The 20048-nt window shown below is 58.6% G+C and carries 15 protein-coding genes and 2 pseudogenes; 10 read left to right on the forward strand and 7 right to left on the reverse strand.

Annotation, left to right across the window (positions count from 1 at the left end; genetic code table 11):
* Window positions 1-1220 precede the first annotated feature (1220 nt).
* On the forward strand, window positions 1221-1451 hold the full coding sequence (locus tag HYH07_RS32365; protein WP_220006269.1) for a hypothetical protein: 231 nt from the start codon (window positions 1221-1223) through the stop codon (window positions 1449-1451).
* An 882-nt stretch (window positions 1452-2333) separates the two neighbouring features.
* Window positions 2334-2483 (forward strand): hypothetical protein, encoded by a 150-nt coding sequence (locus HYH07_RS32370; RefSeq protein WP_228749897.1) that lies wholly within the window; start codon window positions 2334-2336, stop codon window positions 2481-2483.
* 354 nt (window positions 2484-2837) lie between these two features.
* On the opposite strand, the gene HYH07_RS32375 is transcribed toward HYH07_RS32370, so the two are convergent.
* The 4 genes from HYH07_RS32375 to HYH07_RS32390 form a co-directional block, all read right to left on the reverse strand.
* Complete coding sequence (locus HYH07_RS32375) at window positions 2838-3143, reverse strand: hypothetical protein (protein WP_220006270.1); 306 nt, start codon at window positions 3141-3143, stop codon at window positions 2838-2840.
* An 855-nt stretch (window positions 3144-3998) separates the two neighbouring features.
* A complete protein-coding gene (locus HYH07_RS32380) occupies window positions 3999-4598 on the reverse strand; it encodes a hypothetical protein (RefSeq protein ID WP_220006271.1) in 600 nt (199 codons plus the stop codon).
* A 667-nt stretch (window positions 4599-5265) separates the two neighbouring features.
* On the reverse strand, window positions 5266-6297 hold the full coding sequence (locus HYH07_RS32385; protein WP_220006272.1) for a TAXI family TRAP transporter solute-binding subunit: 1032 nt from the start codon (window positions 6295-6297) through the stop codon (window positions 5266-5268).
* Between the two features lie 58 nt (window positions 6298-6355).
* Entirely contained in the window at window positions 6356-7864 is a 1509-nt protein-coding gene (locus tag HYH07_RS32390) for a hypothetical protein (RefSeq protein ID WP_220006273.1), read from the reverse strand.
* 1430 nt (window positions 7865-9294) lie between these two features.
* On the opposite strand from HYH07_RS32390, the gene HYH07_RS32395 reads away from it, so the two are divergent.
* The gene (locus HYH07_RS32395; RefSeq protein ID WP_220006274.1) at window positions 9295-9612 is read left to right on the forward strand and encodes a hypothetical protein; all 318 of its coding nucleotides are present in this window, start codon (window positions 9295-9297) and stop codon (window positions 9610-9612) included.
* A 1962-nt stretch (window positions 9613-11574) separates the two neighbouring features.
* On the opposite strand, the gene HYH07_RS32400 is transcribed toward HYH07_RS32395, so the two are convergent.
* The gene (locus HYH07_RS32400; RefSeq protein WP_228749899.1) at window positions 11575-11766 is read right to left on the reverse strand and encodes a hypothetical protein; all 192 of its coding nucleotides are present in this window, start codon (window positions 11764-11766) and stop codon (window positions 11575-11577) included.
* A 431-nt stretch (window positions 11767-12197) separates the two neighbouring features.
* Here HYH07_RS32400 and HYH07_RS32405 point away from each other — a divergent pair, with 431 nt between their 5' ends.
* From HYH07_RS32405 to tnpC, 7 genes and pseudogenes are all read left to right on the forward strand, one after another.
* Window positions 12198-13742: an SUMF1/EgtB/PvdO family nonheme iron enzyme gene (locus tag HYH07_RS32405; protein ID WP_220006276.1), complete on the forward strand. Its 1545-nt coding sequence runs from the start codon at window positions 12198-12200 to the stop codon at window positions 13740-13742.
* A gap of 21 nt (window positions 13743-13763) precedes the next feature.
* The gene (locus HYH07_RS32410) at window positions 13764-14225 is read left to right on the forward strand and encodes a DUF4399 domain-containing protein (RefSeq protein WP_220006277.1); all 462 of its coding nucleotides are present in this window, start codon (window positions 13764-13766) and stop codon (window positions 14223-14225) included.
* Window positions 14226-14850: 625 nt separating this feature from the next.
* Window positions 14851-15051 (forward strand): hypothetical protein, encoded by a 201-nt coding sequence (locus tag HYH07_RS32415; RefSeq protein ID WP_220006295.1) that lies wholly within the window; start codon window positions 14851-14853, stop codon window positions 15049-15051.
* 939 nt (window positions 15052-15990) lie between these two features.
* The gene (locus tag HYH07_RS32420; RefSeq protein WP_228749900.1) at window positions 15991-16305 is read left to right on the forward strand and encodes an H-NS family nucleoid-associated regulatory protein; all 315 of its coding nucleotides are present in this window, start codon (window positions 15991-15993) and stop codon (window positions 16303-16305) included.
* A gap of 185 nt (window positions 16306-16490) precedes the next feature.
* Window positions 16491-16853, forward strand: coding sequence for an IS66-like element accessory protein TnpA (tnpA, locus tag HYH07_RS36890; protein WP_409363929.1), 363 nt, complete (start codon window positions 16491-16493; stop codon window positions 16851-16853).
* A 62-nt stretch (window positions 16854-16915) separates the two neighbouring features.
* A pseudogene (gene tnpB, locus HYH07_RS36540) lies at window positions 16916-17192 on the forward strand (IS66 family insertion sequence element accessory protein TnpB).
* A gap of 47 nt (window positions 17193-17239) precedes the next feature.
* Window positions 17240-17935 (forward strand): annotated as a pseudogene (gene tnpC, locus HYH07_RS32430) (IS66 family transposase); the annotation flags it as partial.
* A gap of 300 nt (window positions 17936-18235) precedes the next feature.
* Here tnpC and HYH07_RS32435 read toward each other — a convergent pair.
* Window positions 18236-19198, reverse strand: coding sequence for a UDP-glucuronic acid decarboxylase family protein (locus HYH07_RS32435; protein WP_220006279.1), 963 nt, complete (start codon window positions 19196-19198; stop codon window positions 18236-18238).
* A gap of 435 nt (window positions 19199-19633) precedes the next feature.
* On the reverse strand, window positions 19634-19900 hold the full coding sequence (locus tag HYH07_RS32440) for a hypothetical protein (RefSeq protein WP_057747528.1): 267 nt from the start codon (window positions 19898-19900) through the stop codon (window positions 19634-19636).
* Between the last annotated feature and the right edge of the window lie 148 nt (window positions 19901-20048).

Genomic DNA, 20048 nt, shown 5'->3' on the forward strand with positions numbered 1-20048 from the left:
TGCAGTTACAGTCCTGGCCAATCAGCCCTCAGCGTTCTGGAATGCTCCGAGAAGCCAAAAGGGTCCGGATCGGTGGAGCGAAATGCGGCTCGGAAATCCTGCGCCGATAGGAGCGTGGAAAGATCGCGGGCGTTTCATGGCGGACCCGACGCGGCTCGGCATCGAAAGCCACGAGTTCAGGCGTCTATAGCGAAATGGCCACACGTACAAAGGTTCCGCGGCTGCTGAAATGGATTTGGTGCTGCATCAGGCAGCCATTCGATTAGGATGGCGGAGTCATTGGATGGGGATCGCCATGCGGTACAAAGCCTTCCTGGTGGACAGTAGCCGGCACCCGATCTGTGCCGCAAAGCTTGACTGCATCGACGAGCAGAGCGCGAGATATCGGGCCGAGCAAATGTCTGGGGAGCACGATGTTGAGCTTTGGGAAGGCGATCGGCTCATTGCGGTCTTTCGAACCCCTGGGGGACGTCGGGACAATTAGACGCTGAGCGACATCGGCTTCGTCTGGAACGTCATGTACGCTCCTGCGAAATCAGCTGCTATGGTTGTCGCTTAGCCGTCGTCGGCTGGCAGCGCATCTTTAATCCACCCGTCGCAGAACCTGCGCGATGCGCGCGAATACCACGTCTTCGTACCGATCTTAACTTTTTGCACCAACATCAAGCTTAACGAGCGGCTCTGGTTGCGCAACGGCAATGCCTTGATACGCTTTGGGTGCATCATAGCTGCGTGTTTGCGATGATCAGATATTCATCCTACGGCACGACAAACTTCTCGAGGCGATCTCCTGCGGTCGAGGATTGCGATCCACTTCGAGCAGCGTATGACGAGCTGTTGAAGTTACGCGAGAGCGTCGCGATCGCCGAAGCTAAAGCGGCGAAGCAGTCTCATGCCGGCAGGAAGGCAAATTGATCAAAAATGGCAGCTAAGCCGTTCAGGCAAAATGGTTCAGGCTTGATGCTCGGCAATCCGTCGTCGGCAACGGACGGCTCGCCAGCAGCTACTTGTCCAAAACGTCGGCCGCAGCCCGTGCATTCATAAAACTTCGGCCCGTAGTGCTGAGCGACTGTAATTCCGATCCTGAGCACTCCAGCGGCTGCACACTGCGCAAACGGCTACTCCGTATGGCGTCCCTTATTTAGATTAATATGGGAAAATTAAATTGATAATGATTAAAATTTAAATTATAATTTCAAGGGCGCAGGCGGGCGGTGCGCTTGGCGGAGGCAACGACACCTACCGGCAAGCAGCAGGCCTGGGCGTTGGCTATGGTGCGGATGTCAGAGCCCGCGGAGGAGGGCGGCATGAACCCGCAGCGACTGGAGGAATGGTCTATCGATGAGTTGTGGACGCTGCACGTAGAGGTCGATGCAGCTCTTGCCGCGAGCCTAATTCTAGAGATGAACGAACTTGAGCGCGCAAAACTTGGGCCTTTGGTATCGCGCTGAGATAAGGGTACGTGGACACGGCGACGAGAGGCCAGCCTGCCGCGCGAACCTAACACTGAGCTTTCCCAATTGTGAATGGGGGCTTTCAATGTCAAACTTCCTCGAAGATCTACAGATGCTCCGCTTGATCAGAGCATTTCAGAAAGTAACGGACCCGGCTGCTCGGCGTACGATCGTTATATTCGTAGAGGAGCAGGTGCAGAAGCAGGGCGCGAAAAAACCCGAGGATCGTATGAGCGGGCCGGCCTAGCTGGCGGTGCCTTGCCGGACTTTCTGGTTCGTTCGGCCTCCGTCGGCCTCAAGTGAATGTTCGCTCGATAGTTATGCGATTTCGCCTCGACCCGGGGGGGCCGGGCAGCGCGTCGTCAGTCTTTCGTCCGTGCGATACGCATTTGCCGGACTGCCTTCCGAGTCTTGCGGCGGGGTCATCGGCTGCGGTGAGCAAGGGTGCGGGATCCCGGTCCCGATCGCATGTAGGCGCAACTGTCAAAGCTTTTGGACTTTTGGACACGTCGCCGAAGTTGCTCGGCTGGTCTCAATTTGCAGCGAGGCCTTTCGGAAAAAGCTGCCCCCACAGCTGCGCCTGCCTCAAGCTGAGGCCCCGAAAACCTCAATGTCTCAACAAGGTCTAAGCCGCAGCCGCGCTGCGGTTCACGGTTCAGAAGAACGCGGGTTAAACCGACGCGCCGACCATTCTGCTTAGAGGGCTGCTATCAGTCAGAGAGCGGAGCAGCTGAAGGCACGCCCGGTCGCTTCCCGGCGGTCGCAAGGGAGCAATAGTCTTGCTACCGCCGATTGGTTGCACTTTCCATCGCATGCGCCCACCCTATCGACGTCGTGATTCGGGGAATCATGTATCAGGACCAGTTCGAGAGAATGTCGATGGACGAACTGTGGGAGCTCCACAGCATGGTCAATGCCATTCTTGCGGAGAGGCTGATTGCCAAAAAGCTCGCGTTGGAGACGCGGCTCAAACAGCTTCGATCGGAGAGCGCTGACGCAGGCAGTTCATCGCTGAGGCGGGATCAGTGAGTGACGATGCATGGCACGTCCGATCGAGCTGTCCGTGTCGTTGAGCGGTTCTGCATTCGATGGAGACGTCCGCGTGCGCTGCGATGGCGGACATCGCCGAATGTGAGAGGGCTTCCGGTCGCGGCTATACAGTCGAGCAACGTGCATCCGCAACGCTAATATCTCGCCGCTGCGGTTTTGCTTTGATTTCGATACACTTGACGTTGCGGAATGATAAACGGGTCCTGTGCTGCCCGGCATATTGACGAGAACCACGATTCCATGGCCGTTCGGCGGCGCTTTGGTGTCGTGCGCTCAGGCTCGCCTACAGGCGTGCTTAGCTCCGTCGGATGGGCCCGCCCACGAAACGGTAGTCTACGGTGCTGTTTTTGGTCCAACCCCTTTGAGCACTGCATGAAGAAAGGCGCTTGCGTGGTCATACTTCGCCGCGCGACCGACCGCCTGACCGCTTGGGCCAAACGCGCGGCCGCCACTTATTGGATCATACACCCCGGCGGGATCTGATGCGGGATCGAGGAGGTCTTCGCAAGTGCTTCGAGTGGGCACAAAAAGCTTGTGCAGTCGAGATGCGTCGTAATGGTTTTCGTTGTGGTCTACAGCCAACAAATATAGTGCAATAAAGTCACGGAAATCGGCGCGAAATGTTGCTCGCTGGGCCATGAGTATTCTCTCCGCCCCGATCGATAATTCGAAAATCAAATCAAACAATACATGATTTGAAATGGGAGGGCGACGAGAAAATTGCAGTCCGATTCGCGCGGTCGAGCGTTCCGAAGCCGAGCGACAGGCATCGGAGAAAAGATACCGCGGACCGGGTGCACTAGCGTTGCGTGCGGATCCTAACGTGCCCTCGCAACTCACTCAGCGGCTTCAGAGCCGGTCAGCTCTACCCGATCACCTTCGCGGCTTGCGACGCCTCTTGCGACGAGCCGATCAACTACCGCGTCGCTGATCCGCTTGGTCCCGAACCGCCAGCCGCCGCGGACGCGCTTGTTAAAAGGTCCAAGTTGCAGCAGCCGAATGTAACTACGATCCTCTGGCGAGAAAGTCATATTTGGCCCCGAAAATTTAACACCGCCCAAGCTCTCTATATTAAGAATAATCAGTCGATCGCGACAAGTCTTAGCGATTTACGACCGAGGCGGTATTTAAATGCCGGCTGCACGAGCCGCCGAGCTAAGAAGCTGTAAATTGTGGTCTCTTGGCCGAATAGGGTGCATCGATTGACGCGGGCGAGTGCCGTCCCTTGGGGAGATCAACGGGGTGGCTTAAGGGGCCAGATGCCGATGTTCATCGTGCGCTGCGGCTTTGTCTTCCTCAAGTACCGCCGAGAGGCACTGTGGACAAACCGAGAATTGTTTTTCAGTCGCCGCCCTACTCAAAGCACAAGCAGGTTTCGATGCGGCATGCGCGTTCGGGGCGTATCGCATCGCGCGCGAGGCGGCACGTCACAGACTGAGCGATGTTCTTCCGGCTCGCTTTACCGAGAAGCAGCGCTACGATGAATGCTCCCGCCTATGGCTTAACATAGGTCCAGCCCTGCTCTTCCAACTCCATCACCCGCACGACGCCGGACTTGACCACTTCAGCCTGGGGGATAATCGGGATGTCCTTGTTCTCAGCCTTCCGCATGTTCTCTTGGGTGTTGCCGCAGGCCTTGAACGAGACCTCCGGCGTGCTGAGCGCCATGGTTTCGATGCGCGCTTTCACTGGCGAGGTGTCTTCGCGGAACATGTGCAGCCCGGGACCGAACGCGATCACTTCGATTTTCACCTTGTCGCCGGTGTCTTTGTAATATTGCGTGACGTTCATTGCATTGTTGAGCGTGAGGTTCATTGCTGCGGGATCATTTGTATTCACCTGGAGGACCAGATGGTGCTGCTTGCTATTCGCCATGGCGTGGCGATCCGTCCGGGGAGACGCCGCCTGATGGCGCGTCCGCGCACTCGCGGGCGACGTCGCACGCGTGCTTGTGGTGCGCGTCCCTTCCGCAACTGCTGGCTTTGGCGCCGGCCACGGACGGGCGTACTCTTGCCCTGCAGAGAACGACGCGCCAAGCAGGAGTGCTGCGATGCAGACGATGGCTATTCTTAGCATGTATCGAAACTTGCTCATGTTCCAATCTCCTATCTGAAAAGACAGTCTTCTATCGCGCACTAGTTGTTGGGCTTCGCGATCGCTTGCGGCCATTTGCATGTAGCGGCGATCTTGGCGCGCACCCTGTCCAGTCCGGTCAAAAGGAAAGAGGCGTCTAGAAATGCTTGTGTCGACCGGGAAAGTTGCACGTCAAGCTGACCCTGGCTGGGAAGCGATTGTATCAAGGCCGCTGCATCAGTCTTGAACGCGACACCGCCTCCAAATGCTGGAGTAGCCGCAGGGAGCTGTATGACCTGGCCGCCATTAACCCGATAGGAAATGGCGTAGTCCTCACCGCGACCCGAAACATCAGATCCTGCGACCACAAGTTCCGTGCGTCCAGCGCGGCATCGGATCGAGAGCCGCGTCGCACTGCCTACATCTTGGCGCGATGATATCGTCGCGGTGGCGATCGGTGAGAAATCGACCGGTGATCTCGTTTGGCCGACAACCCAGCCATCCTCGTTGCGCCCCAGAGGAATAGCAGACGTGATGGCCTGGGAGAGTTCGTCAAGGCATTTCAGCCGCTGCGCGCCTGCCATCCCGGAGCAGGCGCGAAGCTGTGCTGTCGGATGGTCCTCCCCCTGCGCTAAGGCTACGCCGCTCACAAACACGAGAACGGCTGAGTCGAATGCTACGGCCCGTTTCATTGCGATGCCTGTGTCGCGGGTGGATGGGCGTCCAGCCATGCTTGTGCGGCGGGGAAACGTGAAAGCCCAGGAACCGTCGCCGCAAGATTGATCGATTTCCACTTCGGATCGAAACCCGCCACCTGCAAGCTCTCAATCCGCGAGAACAGTCGATCGACAAAGCGCGCGACGCGCCCGAAGCGGTTCGACTTCGGAGCCCAATTGAAGGCGACCAGCGCCGTCGGCACTGCGATCGTCGGCACGCGCTCGCCTGGCTTGATCAGGCTGGGATAATCGCTCGCGTCGAGAAAGGCAGGAACATAATAATCCTCAAGCTTGGCATCATAGATGACGGGAAGGAACTTGAATCCTGGATCCCAGTGACCGCGCACGAACGCGTCGACCGGCTTCGATGTGATGAATACAACTGCGGCGATATCGCCCTTGCGCATCTGCTCCAGTGCAACCTGATGTGGAATGAATGTCTGCTCAACGTCGAGGCCGAGACGACTGAAGATCAGCGGTCCCGAATAGGCCGCGGCGGTGCCCTGGGTATTGAAATTCACCTTCTTGCCGACCAGATCGCTCAGCTTGGAAACCTCCGGTCGCACGAAGATGTGTAGCTCGGATGGAAATAGGTTGAGAACGTAGGCTAGCCTGCGCTGGATGTCGGGCACCTGGCTCCTGTACTCTTCGAGTACGTCGGAATTGATGATCGCAGCGTCAACACCGCGAAGGTAGAGCAATGAATTGACGTTCTCGGTCGGCCCCCGCGTCACGATCGGCAGGACGTGGAGATTGTCTCCGTCATCGACGACGCGGGCCATCTCGGCGGCGAGTCGGATGGGGGCGCCTTCGATGAGGCCCCCAGCAAGACCGATCGTCCAGGCGTTCATCGTATCTTGCGGCTTAGGCGCTTGATGTACGCTAACGCCCTGAGCCTTGAAAGTTTTGGTACGCGCCTCAACCCAAGCCGGCCGTAAGGTCAGCAATAGCGAAATCGAGGCAGCGAAAGCAAACAGCGTCCATCGACCGAAAGAAGAGTTCATTTGCCAGGCCCTCCGATGGATCAAATTTCTGTCTGCGCCGCCTCTCCTCAATCGCGGGTCAGCGCCGCGACGAGTCGAGCCGCTCTTCTGCTTCCTTGATGCCGCCGGCCCGTGCTCTTGCGTAGAGATCGCGCGCTTTCGCCGCATCGCCGACCGTCCCATACGCGCCCCATTTGCGAAGGACGATCGGGTCATAGGTCTCCGCAAGTGCGAAGCTTGCATGCGCATCCCCGATCTCGGCGGCACGCTCGAGCACCGCGCGCGCCGAGGCGATATCACCCTGACCAAGCAAGACACTTGCTCGGGCTACGAGTCTTGCCACCTCTGCAGCAATCCCCGAATCAGGCCTGGCGTTCGTTCGCGTGGCGGCTAGGGTTGTCTGGGACGTCGCAACAGGCCTGATCGCGTCAGCCTCGGGCCGTTTGTCCTGCACGCCCCGACGCTTCGTGGTATCCCCGGATGCAGCGTTCCGCTGCGATGCAAGCTCCCGTTCCAGCTGTGCGGTCTTTTCGCGCTCCTGCTGAAGCAATCTCAAGGAGACCGCCGACGTGTCCGCGACAACCTGCTTCAGCCGAGTAGCTTCGGCGCTCGACTGGGCGGCCTGCAACTCAATTTCCAGCCGGGCCGCCTCGAGATCATGCGCCAGCCGCTCTCCGCGTTCTTGCTCTTGTTGCAAGGACCTCCGCAACTCCGCGGCGCCGGTCTCTGACGCCTCCTGGGGGGCAGCCGCCCGATCAGCGGCCCTGCGGGCCTGAGCCTCATACGCGTAGATTGTGGCGTGCGCCATCGACAGATCGTTCTCGAATGCCTCGGCCCGCTCGTGCTCTTTCTCCAACGTCAGCTTGAGCTCCGCAGAGCTCTGCTCCGCTGTCTGCTTCATCCGGTTTGCTTCATCGATCGCTTTGGTTGCCAGTGCCGTTTGAGCTTCCACCTCACGCCGGGCCGCTGCCAAGGCTGCCTCCAAGCGGCTTGCGCGCTCTTGTTCGTGTTGCACGACTTTGCGAAGCTCCGCAGTGGTGTCGTCCATGACCTGCTTGGCTCCGCTGGCGTCGTCTATCCCCTTTGCGGATGATGCCGTCTGCCTCTCGGCGTTGCCGCTGCCCGTTGTCAAATGCCGTTCCAGTGTCCCGACATGCTCCTGTTCTTGTGGTGCGGAATCGGAGGTGCCAGAGCCGCTGTCTCGCGCCGCATCATTTCTTCTTGGGACCTTTTCGGTCTCAACCTTTTTCTGTTTCTCACTCTGAGCGAGCACCTCTGTCAGGCGCTTCTGTTCTGCCGCACCGGCCTTTGCAAGACATGCGCTTACCTTTTCGCTCACGCCTGCAAGAGCACACCAAGCCTCATCGGACAGTGCCCTACAAGATTTGAAGGCGCTCAATATGTTGCCTCCGCACGAGGACTGGTAAAGCACGATGTCGTCGCTCTTAGCTGTTCGATATTTTTCGGAGCACTCCCGGCTCTTCTGCGCTGCTGCATGGGCGTAGTCGATCTGCTGCCGCTGATAGGTGGTGCACTCTTGTTGTGATTTCGGCTCCGCCGGCGGAATTGGCTGGTCGTCGGCAACCACGTAAGAAGCAGGGACGACCAGCGCTGGCAGCAGAAGCGTTATTGCTAATGGACTTGAGCGAAACATCTGAGGACCATCGGGACAGCAGGGCAGTTCCTGGATTGCGTGGGATAAGCCCGTGAAATGGGTCGCCTCATGCCAATGAAGCTCCATCGGAAGTGTGTGCAGTATGGATAATTCATCGTGCTGTCGTTCAATTGCTTGCCACTCCAATGTGCAGCCTTGGATCCCAGCCGTGAAAATGGCTCCGGCTGGATGGGCTGGGCCACAATGCCCGAGCCAGAAGAGGCGCCGCTGCCGCGTTTAAGGCCTTTCGAACCTTCAGCCATAAAACCCAATCTCAATTTAATTATTATATCCATATAGAATTAAAGCAATATTTAATTAGAAGCAAGCTCAAGTCGGGCATCCCGCGGGCCGATGCGCCGTGGTGGCAAGGCGCGCCTATCGTATGAGCAGCCGCTGGAATGACACGGCCCACCGCTCTTGGTCCAATGCAGGTGTCCACTCATTTCACGCAAATACACGCAATGCTGCGGGACTAAACATCCTCACGGCTGACCGGGTGCCTTGAACCTGCGTTAACAGTCCGCTCGCCAGCAAGCGGATGATGCTGCGCAATGGACGCGTTGTTGGTCTTTCTGCAGGGGCCCGGCGTAAGGCGAATTAGTTCGTCTTGATCCTGAATACTTCAGCGATCATGCGACTAACGGTCCTTGTAAGCGATTTCATTCGCTTCTCCATGACGACGAAGAGAAGCATCAGCCAAGTCGCGAGAGCTGAGCACCATAGCAGGGCTTCCAATGTTCTGGGCATAGCGCGACTCCCAAGATGCTTCTGAAATCACGAACAGGGTTTGCCGGACCGGTGCTCCTGGCAAGTCCTCGTAAAAGTAGCGGCGCCTTAACCCACTCGGCAAACGACACAACGCGGCAACGGGGAAACGAGAGCGCTCGAGAGCCGACAGTTGGCAAGACCGGCGCCTGCTCAGAGCTAACGGTTGCTGCGACGAAGCCATCCCAGAGCCGCCGATGCACTCGAACTCGGGACGTTCAAAGGAGTCCTTCGCAAGCTCTGTCCTGCTCGACTGTGTCGACGCAAAGGACCTCGAGATAGCCCTTCTCGCCAGAAATAATCCTTACCGAGCCGATTGTGCTCATCCGCGCTGACAGCCGCTCCGCACGAGGCACCGAGCGGCAAGGAAACGGCCCGGCACCCTTGGGGGCGTAAGCAGGGGGGCAGGAGGATGCCGGGGCCGTTTCTCGCAGGTCCTTGGCGCGTGCATCCGGCGCCAGCGACCACCAATCCTACCTCAAATTAAAATCATGTCCACAATTAAAGTCGATTTAAACTTGATTATAAATCGCCCTCATGAGTAAATAGCGCGACAGTCGAAATGACCAATTATCGAAGTCTTTAGAGGTTCTGGCATGAGCCGCTCCCCATCCATAGTGCCTCTCGTGGCGGCAGATCAGGACGTCTATCTTGTGCTTGAGGATTTCGGGAGCCGACTTGGGAGAGCTTGGTGCGAGACGGCCGAAGAGGACACCTCTCGCGCGACACTGGTGCGGCGTTTGATCGATGGTCAGTACGAGCATCCCAGCCGCATCGTGGCGTTCAACACGGCGGAAGGATGGTCCCGTGATGTCACCACGGACATCGCAGACGAGCTGCGTCGCCGCTTTGTCGAGATCGACGAATTGACTCCGGCGCTGCTGGAATTCTTGGAGAGAGCGGCGAGACATTGAGGCGGAAATCGCTCCCGTAAACACTCTCCGTGCGGGGTGATGCGCCATCATATGCGAGCCGAACTCGTCTCCTCGCGCCGAAGGTGGTGCGCTGCCAACAGCGGCCCGGGACCAACTGATCGCAGGCCTCGGCCTCGCCGCATCGATGATCCGCAAGGCCGACTGTCGCGTCAATGCAGAGTTTCTTCTACACCCCGAGCCGAGCCACCCCGCGATCTCTGCTCAGGTAAGCTAGCGAGGATGTTGGCCCGCTGCCCCTATCAGAGCTAACCCGCGAGACGCCAAGATATGCCACGCCCTGAATGCCCGCCGGGTCACTCTCTTCCCGGTGGGCGGACCATCCTGCGGGAAGATTTGCTGCGAGCAGTCGCGTTGGCGATCCTTAAAGCGGCGTTCTCCAGCCGACTGCCATGCTCGCTGAAAATCAGAAATAAAGTACCCTTTACCGATATAAAATAGTTATTAAATGTAATCATAATGACTTGGACGTAAAAATGGAATTAGACTTCGAGAAAATAATACCCAGGGAGGAGTGGATGGACACCGTACGCCGATTGCGCGCGATGGCACAGCTGTGCCGACAAACTGCAGCTCATCATCCCGATCGAAGTTGGAAGCTGCTCGCTGAGGCCGAGTATTGGGAGCATTTGGCCGATGGCGTACTTCTTGCGCGATCGGAGCGATGCGAAACGGGGTGCGCCGCCATCAATTGAGTATTCCGACCGCAGCGCTGCGGCAGCTTCATGCGTCGGCGCGCGTCTGATCTGCTGATTTTGACGAAATGGTTCGTTAACTCGCTCTATTCAATATTCAAACCGAGTGATTGTCGATTTTCAGGCTCATGAATTGAGATTGAACGCCCCTGGCTATCCGGGCGGCTGACCGTTTGTAACCTACGCGGCAGCCTTCAACCCGACGTCGCTTTATGTTGAGAGGCATTGCAATCGCGCGCGATCAGCGGCTTTGGATGTTAGGGGAGAATGGGGCCAGGCCGTTGCGTCCGAGCGCGAGCGAAACTCTGAGCGAAATCGTTCCGGCTGGATGCATGACCTGTTCGACCCGTCTAACCAACAGCGCTCGGCAGTGCTCCTTGTCTCGCGCGTCTACACCTGGTCGCGGACGGTAGTCACGCGATTCCACCGTTGGATCCCGACCCTACCGCGATGGCTGTCAGCCGCTCCGATTTTGTCGCGCGCGCGCATCTTCAAGCTCTGCGTGCGGGTATGCCATGCAGGCTCGTCCGCGTCAGGGTGGGCGAAATCCGGCAGCGGCGTACGTCATGCTGCGTGCGGATTCACCACTGTGTAGCCTCGTAGCGAACGCGCGTGAATCCTCGTCGCGTGGCCTCCCGAGTTTGCGTCATACGCCATCCAAATATCGCCACCGATGTGCTGTTCCAAGACGAAGACGTGTCCGTGTCGCGCTGCCACCATACCGGGCGCCGGCGACGTCCGCGGGAAGCGCAGCCAATTGGCTGCGAGATTCAGTTCCGGCACGATGCGGCCAAAGACATGCATAGCCGCACCGCAGCCGCAGAAGGATTGAGGACAGCCCGCAGGGCGACCTCCAACGATACGGGCGGCTGGGACGTCTACTCTGCCCGCAGACATAGCCAATCTGGCAAACGGCCTTCGCTCAAGAGCATGCAGTCCATAGGAAGATCTAGACAAGCGCGCCGCACCTGGCAGTGAATACGAAAAATCGCACGGCATTGTCACATTGCATTCTGGCGGCCGGCTCGTGCGGAACGGGCGAGCTTGCGAGGAGATGGGCTCAATTAAAACAAGCAGGGACGCAACAACTATTTGCTTAAACATGCAAGACTCCGGGTTTAATTGGTCCTGCCCCGGAGATAAAGACCAGTGCCAATTTGACCAAATTTAGTCACGCAGCGCGGACTGGAAGGTGGAATTCGTCAGGATTGGGCTGCGAATTAGGCGATTATAACAGCGTGCGCAGCGGTCAGCCGCCTCGATCGGCAGCGTGCCAGCCGCATTGCTGCAGGGAGCCTTTCTCGTCGTGAGTCCGATCAGCGGCGCCATGACCTTCTTTTGAAGGCTTGGCGCTTTCGCCGGCGAGCAAAAGCGGTTTTTGCATTTCAGCAAGGCGGGCGCGGCAATATTCGCGATAGAGCAGGTCGAATATGACGAGCATGGTCGCCTCCATCTTTGGAGCGCGCACCTATAGGATATTCGCGCAAGTGCGTCGGCGCACCTTAGCGCTCTCGTTTCAATTCCGTTGTGACCCCGTTCACAACGGCGGCTGCTTTCCCGCAGGCAAACCGATCGTCCTTACTGTTCATGAAAAAGAGCAGGGCCGGTGACCAAAGTTCGTTGCACGAGGCAATCGGCGAGAAGCCCCGCTCGCTGCGCGGGGCCATCTAGACAATTGATCGCTTTTCGCAGCACGAGAGCCTGCAACGGTGAGAGGATACACCAAGAAATCGCTACATTGAATTCGGGTAAAGGGTCCGATGATAGACATTGACCTCAAATTTAAATATGGTCTATTTAATATCATTTTGATCACGCCAATCGAAAGCTGCATGGCGACTCAAGAACTGTCCGCAGCCCTGGAGCTCAATGATGGCCGAGATACGCAGTTTCAGGTCTGGAGAGCGGGAGGGAGGTGGGGACAGTAGCGCGCCGCGCCGCCTCGCAGCGATCATCGTCGGTGATATCGCCTCCTATAGCCATCTCATGCAGTTGGACGAGGAGGGGACCCACAAGCGTGTCAAACGCATTCAGCGCGATTTGGTGGAGCCGAGCATAAGTGAACACGAGGGGAGGCTCGTTAAGACGACGGGAGACGGCTTTATCGCGATTTTTGACAGTCCGGTTGAAGCGGTGCGTTGCGCAATCGTGATTCAGCAGAACCTGCTTGGCCGCAACGTCCCTTTGCCGAAGCATTCAAGAATCGAGTATCGGATTGGCGTCAACCTGGGTGACGTCATCGTCGAGCCGGACGACATTTACGGCGACGGCGTCAACATCGCCACGCGCATCGAAGGTCTTGCTGAACCGGGGCAGGTATTCATCTCCGGCGCAATCTACGAGCAGATCAAACACAAGCTGGTCTGCGGCTATGAAGCGTTGGGAGACCGGCGCGTCAAGAACATCACCGATCCTGTGACGATCTACCGGGTCCTCCCCGATGCACAGGCAGTTGCAGGTCGACGGAATCGTCGCGAGACGATCCTGATCTTGCTGCTGGGCGTCACAAGTCTGGTCTTGGCGAGCAGTGTGCTGTGGTACCTGGTCCAGCAGCCGAAGGGTGGAGAGGGGCGGCAAGTTTCGGTTCCGTCTTCGACCCCCGTCGCTCCACTCACGCCGACAACTCCCAGTCTGGCTCAGTCTCAGCAGAGCCCGGAGGCGCCGGCATCGTCAAGCGTCAACGCGCCAACCATCGTGGCGAAGTCGAGCACACCCGTTCCGCAGGCGTCTCATGAGCCTACTCCGCGCGAGCCCGAGATGGTTCCGATTCCCGGTGGTGCGTTTGCAATGGGCAGCAATGATGATCCGACGGAACGGCCGATCCATCAGGTGACGGTGCGACCGTTCTCAATTGGCAAATATCCAGTGACCGTTCGAGAATGGAATGAATGCGCCGCCGCCAAGGCCTGCACCGTTAGCGCAGCGGGAGAAGACGAGGCGCCAGCGGGCAACCTGAGTTGGACGGATGCACGACAATATGTGACATGGCTGGCCAAGGTGACCGGCAAGCCATATCGGCTGCCGAGTGAAGCGGAGTGGGAGTATGCGGCGCGCGCAGGCACTCAGTCCAAGTATTGGTGGGGCGATCGGATGTTGCCGGGGATGGCGGGATGCAAGGATTGCGAACCGTCCTCGTCCGCGGCTCCGGTCAAGGTGGGAAACTATCCGCAAAATCGGTTCGGTCTGTACGACATGGGAGGGACGGTCGATCAATGGACCGATGACTGCTGGCATAAAAATTATCAGGGCGCGCCGACAGATGGCTCACCCTGGATTACAGGGGACTGCGCCTCGCGCGTTATTCGGTCCGGCTCTTGGAAAAACGATGCCAGATACGTGCGTCCCTCGAACCGAGACAGCTATGACACTGGGGTCAGATATCCGACGCACGGCCTGCGTGTGGCCCTAGGTCCCTGAGAACTGGCAAGGAGGTACCGGATGAGGATTGTGGGAATGGTTGTCCTTGTAGCGCCGCTCTTGCTGACAGAAATGGCGCATGGGCAAGGTAAATCGGCTCCGAATGACGCGAAGCTGTACTTTATCTCGCCCATGGATGGCCAGAAAATCAAAAGCGGCTTTTGGGCCCGGTTCGGGCTGCGAAACATGGGCGTGACGCACGCGGGCGACGACTACGCGAACAGCGGTCATCACCATCTTTTGGTGGACGTTGACGAGCCGGTCGATCCCAAGGAGCCAATCCCGCAAGACAAATCTCACTTGCACTTCGGCGCCGGACAGACCGAAACGTATCTCGAACTTCCGCCTGGAAGGCACACTCTCCAGCTCGTTCTGGGCGACGCCAAGCACTACCCATTCGATCCTCCGGTCGTATCGGACAAAATCACCATCCGGGTCGGAGAGGAGGCTATCAAGCGGCGTCGCTGGCGTCGTCCGCACTAGGCGGCTCCTGGCTCGTGGCCCAAATCTCGCGATACAGGCTCGCAAATCGTCCACCAACGACCCAAGAAAACGTGCAACCCCGCGAGCCAAACTCCGATCGTGAGCCTTGCTGTTGGCAAGCGGCGAGGTTTGTTAATTAAAACCGAAAGCGCTCAGTTCGCAATAATTCCACAAGCCTCTCGGCGCCGGACAGTTCGCCTGCTTCGACATCGCCTAAACCGCGCTATTTTCATTGTATGCGGCGCCGAACGAATTTTTGGCAGTAGATTTTTTATTTAACCGAGTTGGAGACAGCGATGCGACGACACGTCGTGAGACCGTGGAGCTATCAAGATCTGGCCTTATTGAGGACGCTAGCGCGAGAATTGCCCACCCGAGAACTTGCTTCGAGGCTTGAACGCAGCCCAGCTGCCGTCATCTCGAAGGCGCGAGAACTCAAGCTTTCCCTAAAAATCCCGAGGATGAAAAAGCGCAGTCCGGTCCAGCTACTTTAAAAAATTCAAAAATTCCCCGGCTTGAAATATATCCGATTGAACCCTTGGGTTATTTTGCTAAACTGACGATCAATTTCTTGAATTCGTCTCTCGAGCCGATCCTTGTATATCTTTCATTCTCCGGGGGCACAATGTTTGATGCCGCTACCACTGCCCTGCTACGTGCAGTTCTGAACGAAATCTGTGATGGCGTTTCGCCTCACGAAACCGGTGCCCGCGCACATGTGGCATCCAAAATTCTTGAGGCCGCGACGAAAGGCGAAACATCGGCCGATGGCCTGATGCAGGTCGGCCGGAAAGCGCTGAGTGACGCTCCTACTATGTGGCGGTAGCCCCGCCGGCGGTGCAACGTTGGCGCAGCCCGGAGAATGACGCCAAGGGCTTTGGGCCAATCATCAGTTGGTGTGGTCTCCCCGGCTTGAGAGTCCTTCGGCGTGAACTTGCCGAAGTTCGCCCGCATCTGTCGCCGCTTCGTAGAAGCGGAGTAGCAGCATCAACCGCGCAGCCCCGGAAATTTCCGCTGGAGATGCTCCAGCCCTAAACTAGCCGGGTGCCCGTGCCAGCTCCCGCTCAACTCCGGCTGTGAGCGCCAGGAGAGGAGTTGGCCAAAGCAGTCCGGCGAGTCGGGGCTTGACGGCTATCGCGAACCTGAGAGGTTGGAGACTATAGGTGCTGCCATCGAGTTCTGCTCATCTCGTCCTATACGTCTGAGCAGACCAAGGCCTTCTCGGCCTCCGCAAACATCGTGAGTGGGGATGCATCGAGCATCGAGCTCGATGGCGCCGCGCTTTCGTAAAGCGGCCTCCAACTCGCCATATAGCCAGGGCGATCATAAAACCTGGGACCATCGATGCTCTCGATCCTGACCATAAAAGAAAGGCCGTGAGTGCTTGCACTCCATATGTCCATGTGCGTGACAGAGCGACGGAAATGCAGTGGCATCGCAGAAACTCCTCTAGCAGTATGGGTGGTGGTATTCAAAACGAGAATGGCGGCAAGATCATATTTAAAATGGAGTCCGCATCCATTTGAATTGCGCTGCTCAATGATCGGTTCAAGGACGGTCGGGCTGACCATTGCCGACGATTGAACCACGCGGCAGATGGACCAGCCTTGCATTCGGCGGCGAAAATCCAGGTCCGATAATGATAATAATGTGGATTATATCGCCCAACTCTTGCCGGTCACCCGCGGTAGATTAGATTGCCGCTTGCAGCGCAAACACGGTGTCTTGCTTTGGGGGTGTCATGACAAGTGACGAGTTTAGATCCATGTGCACAGATGATCTGTGGATTTTGTATCAAGAAATCACGGATGTGCTGGCTGAAAAGATAGTCACCAAGAAAGCCGCATTGGAATTGCGCCTTTGTGAACTCGACGCTGCCGAGAGGATGAGGGGTGTGCGAAAACGCCGCTCGTACCCGCCAGTTTTCGCCAAGTATCACAATCCAGATAATCTGGTGCAAAGTTGGTCAGGCCGTGGCAAGACACCTCTGTGGCTCAAAGCACAGCTTATGGCTGGAAATAGGCTGGAGGACTTCCTGATCGACCGTCCGCGCGGCGAAGGCCGCCGCAGGAGCGGATAAGGCCTCGTGCCTTCCCTCGTCATCCTCGCGCTTCGCGCCAAGCGGGGCAACGAGGGGCTGCTTGCTCGCGTATTAGCACTATCAACGGAGTCCTTCATTACTGCCGATGGTGCGCCCATCACTGTCCATTAGGACAGTACTCAACACGCCTCATCGGCAAGGCGGCCTTCACCAGACGGATACAAGTGCATGCTGTTGCGGGTCGGAAGAACCGGCCGCATGAGAAGGCCCAGATTGTCGCGGAAAGCCTTGAAGCCGGGTGCGATTGTAACGTATCCGTCAGGTATGGCGTTTCGCGGTCACTGCTGCTGCGATGGCGACGCTCGTTTCGGCCGGAGCCGAAGGATCCCGCCGATCAGCCTGGCTTCGTACCGGCGGTGGTGGTCGCGGAATCGGGGCCGACGCCTTGTCCAGCCGCGCCGGCCAGCAGCGGCGGGGCGATCGAGATCGAGTTTGCGACCGGAGCTCGGATGCGGATCACGGGTGCGGTCGACGCGGCGACGCTAAAGGCCGCCGTGGCCGCGCTGGCAGATGGACGCCTCCGGTGATCCCCATTGCGTCGGGCGTGCGGGTGTGGATTGCGACCGGCCACACTGATATGCGTCGCGGCATGAACTCGCTGGGCTTGCCGGTGCAGGAAGCCTTCAAGCGAGACCCGCACGGTGGCGACCTCTATCTGTTCCGTGGCAAAAGCGGCAAGCAAGATCCTTTGGCATGATGGGCTGGGCATGTCGCTCTATGCCAAGCGGCTGGAGCGCGGCCGCTTTCTCTGGCCGTCGTCGGCTGATGGCGTGGTGACGATCACCCCAGCCCAGCTTGGCTACCTGCTTGAGGGCATTGACTGGCGGATGCCGCAACATACGTGGCGGCCGCAGACGGCCGGCTGATCGCTGTGATTTGAATCGACGGCGCGACCAGCAGTCCGGACAGAGAGCGTGTTCGTGGCGGTGTGCATCCGGAGCAGCATCTGGCGGGCTATGCCGGACTGATGCAGGCCGACGCCTACGCCGGCTTTGGCAGGCTCTATGAGGCCAATCGCAAAGGTGGCCCGATCATCGAGGCCGCGTGCTGGGCGCATGGCAGGCGCAAGTTCTTTGATCTCGCGCGGCTCAGCAAGGCGCCGATCGCGGCCGAGGCGGTCAAGTGCGTCGATGTCCTGTTCGCCATCGAGCGCGAGATCAACAGCCTTGCTCCGCAGGAGCGTTTGCGTGTGCGCCAGAAGCGCGGCCGCCCGCTCATCGTCGAGCTGGAGGCGTGGTTGCGCGAGCAGCGCGCCAAGCTCTCCAGGAACAATGACACGACCAAAGCGATCAATCATTGCCTCAGCCGATGGGATGCATTTAGCCGCTTCCTTGATGACGGACGGCTTTGCATGTCGAACAATGCTGCTGAGCGTGAGCTACGGGCGGTCGCCGTGGGTCGAAAAAATTGGACCTTTGCCGGGTCCGACGAGGGCGGCCGGCGTGCGGCCGCCATCTACAGTCTCATCGCCACCGCCAAGCTCAATGACATCGACCCGCAGGCCTGGCTTGCCGACGTGCTGGCGCGCCTACCGGATCACCCCGCCAAGCGCATTGACGAACTGCTGCCTTGGAATGGGCAGCCTCAAAGCGTCGCCCACGCCGCATAGCACGATCAGCCTTCCGCCAAAAGCAGCCTAGCGCATGTTGTTTTTTTCCGGAATCGGGATTCCCACCGGCGGCAATATCTGATTCAAACTCCATGCTGGGGAACAGGGGCCAGCATGGATGACGCGACCCTATTCGGAAGATCTTCGCGAACTCGCTCTGGCGAGGGCTGACGCGGGCGAGACGGTTCGTTCGATTGCAGAGGCACTTCAGATCAGTAGCCGGCGGCCCGACCGCAAGCTCACGTCCGGCATGCCAGCAGCAGCGAGCAGCGGGCGAGATGATGGAAGGCGCGAGCGGGCTCAGGCGATTTCGAGCGAGTGCTTGAAGTAGGCAATGGTCTCCTTCAGCCCGTCTTCGAGCGCAACCTTCGGCTCCCAGTTCAGGACTGCCTTCGCCTTGGTGAGGTCGGGCTGGCGCTGGCGCGGATCGTCCTGCGGCAGCGGCTTGAATTCGAGCTTGGAGCGCGAGCCAGTGAGCTTGATGACATTCTCGGCGAGCTCGCGGATCGTGAACTCGGAATTGTTGCCGAGATTGATCGGGCCGGTGACCTCTTCAGCAGTCGCCATCAACCGCATGATGGCCTCGACGAGATCGTCGACATAGCAGAACGAGCGGGTCTGATCGCCGTCGCCGAACACGGTGATTGGCTCGCCCTTCAGCGCCTGGACGATAAAGGACGAGACCACGCGGCCGTCATTGGGCTGCATGCGCGGGCCATAGGTGTTGAAGATGCGCGCGACCTTGATCGGCAAGCCGTGCTGGCGCCAGTAGTCGAAGAACAGCGTCTCGGCGCAGCGCTTGCCCTCGTCGTAGCAGGAGCGGATGCCAATCGGATTGACGTTGCCCCAGTAATCTTCGGTCTGGGGATGAATCAGCGGATCGCCGTAAACCTCGCTGGTCGAGGCTTGGAAGATACGCGCCTTCAGCCGCTTGGCGAGGCCGAGCATGTTGATGGCACCATGCACCGAGGTCTTGGTGGTCTGCACGGGGTCGCGCTGGTAGTGGATCGGCGAGGCCGGGCAGGCCAGGTTGAAGATCGCGTCGACCTCGATGTAGAGCGGGAAGGTGACGTCGTGCCTGACCGCCTCGAATAGCGGATTTGCGATCAGATGGGCGATGTTGCGCCGGCTGCCGGTGAAATAATTGTCCGCCGACACCACCTCGGCGTCGGCATCGAGCAGTCGCTCGCAGATGTGCGATCCTATGAAGCCGGCGCCTCCCGTTACGAGGATGCGGCTATTCTTGTAGCTTTCAAACGGCATGATCGGTTCCATTGTCCGCGCGGCGGGGGCGGGCTGAGTGGTATCGGCAACGGCCGGGCTGGCCAATAGCGAAGTGGGTTTGGGTTGAGGTATTTAATCACCCCTACTGTGCAGGGGTTGTTTTCGCATTTTCTTCCAGCCGGGGCGCGCGGCGATGCGCGGTCTAGCAGGGGCCTTCGCCGGATGCGTACATTGTAACCGATGTCGCCCGCCGCTATGGCTGCCCGGCCCAGCAGGTGCGTGACAGGCGGTGCCCGGCTGCGGTTGCGCGGCTCTTGAGCGCATCGCCCAACTTACGCAGTTGAAAAGCGCTCCGCGGCAGTCCCATCAGCGAAAAAGCTCGAGCTTGCAACGCAAACCGCCGCTGCTCGGTTGCCCCGATGTAGCGGCGGTCGTTGTTCGAGCGTGACTTGGCTTAGCTAATCACTCCGGTGCTTACCGAAACCAAAATGGCCACCAACCACGACGAGGGATCGGCTGGGCCTGTGCCTTCATGGCTTGGACCTCTTCGACGGGACGAAGCTGCGGGCCATAGACCGCGGGGGGATAGACGTCGTCCCAAAACACATAGCCGGTCTGGACGTAGGCCGCGCGATGGTGCGATGGGGCAAGCGCCAGTTCTGCGGCCGGAGCCATGGTTGTTGTCATGGCGATGCCGAGTACGGAAAGGGCAATCGATGGAACAAGGGCACGGAGGCTCATTGCATGGAATCCCTATTAAAATGAGACGGGCAATAATGCTACGGGTTCCGAAAGGTTGCAAGGGCGTGCGGTCGCACCAAATGCCGCGAACAATCTGTCTACGGGGCATGGAGCCCGTGCGCGTCGTGATCGGCCGGATCAGAGCGCC

The sequence above is a fragment of the Bradyrhizobium sp. BR 10261 genome, from assembly GCF_019455395.1.
GTDB lineage: Bacteria > Pseudomonadota > Alphaproteobacteria > Rhizobiales > Xanthobacteraceae > Bradyrhizobium > Bradyrhizobium manausense.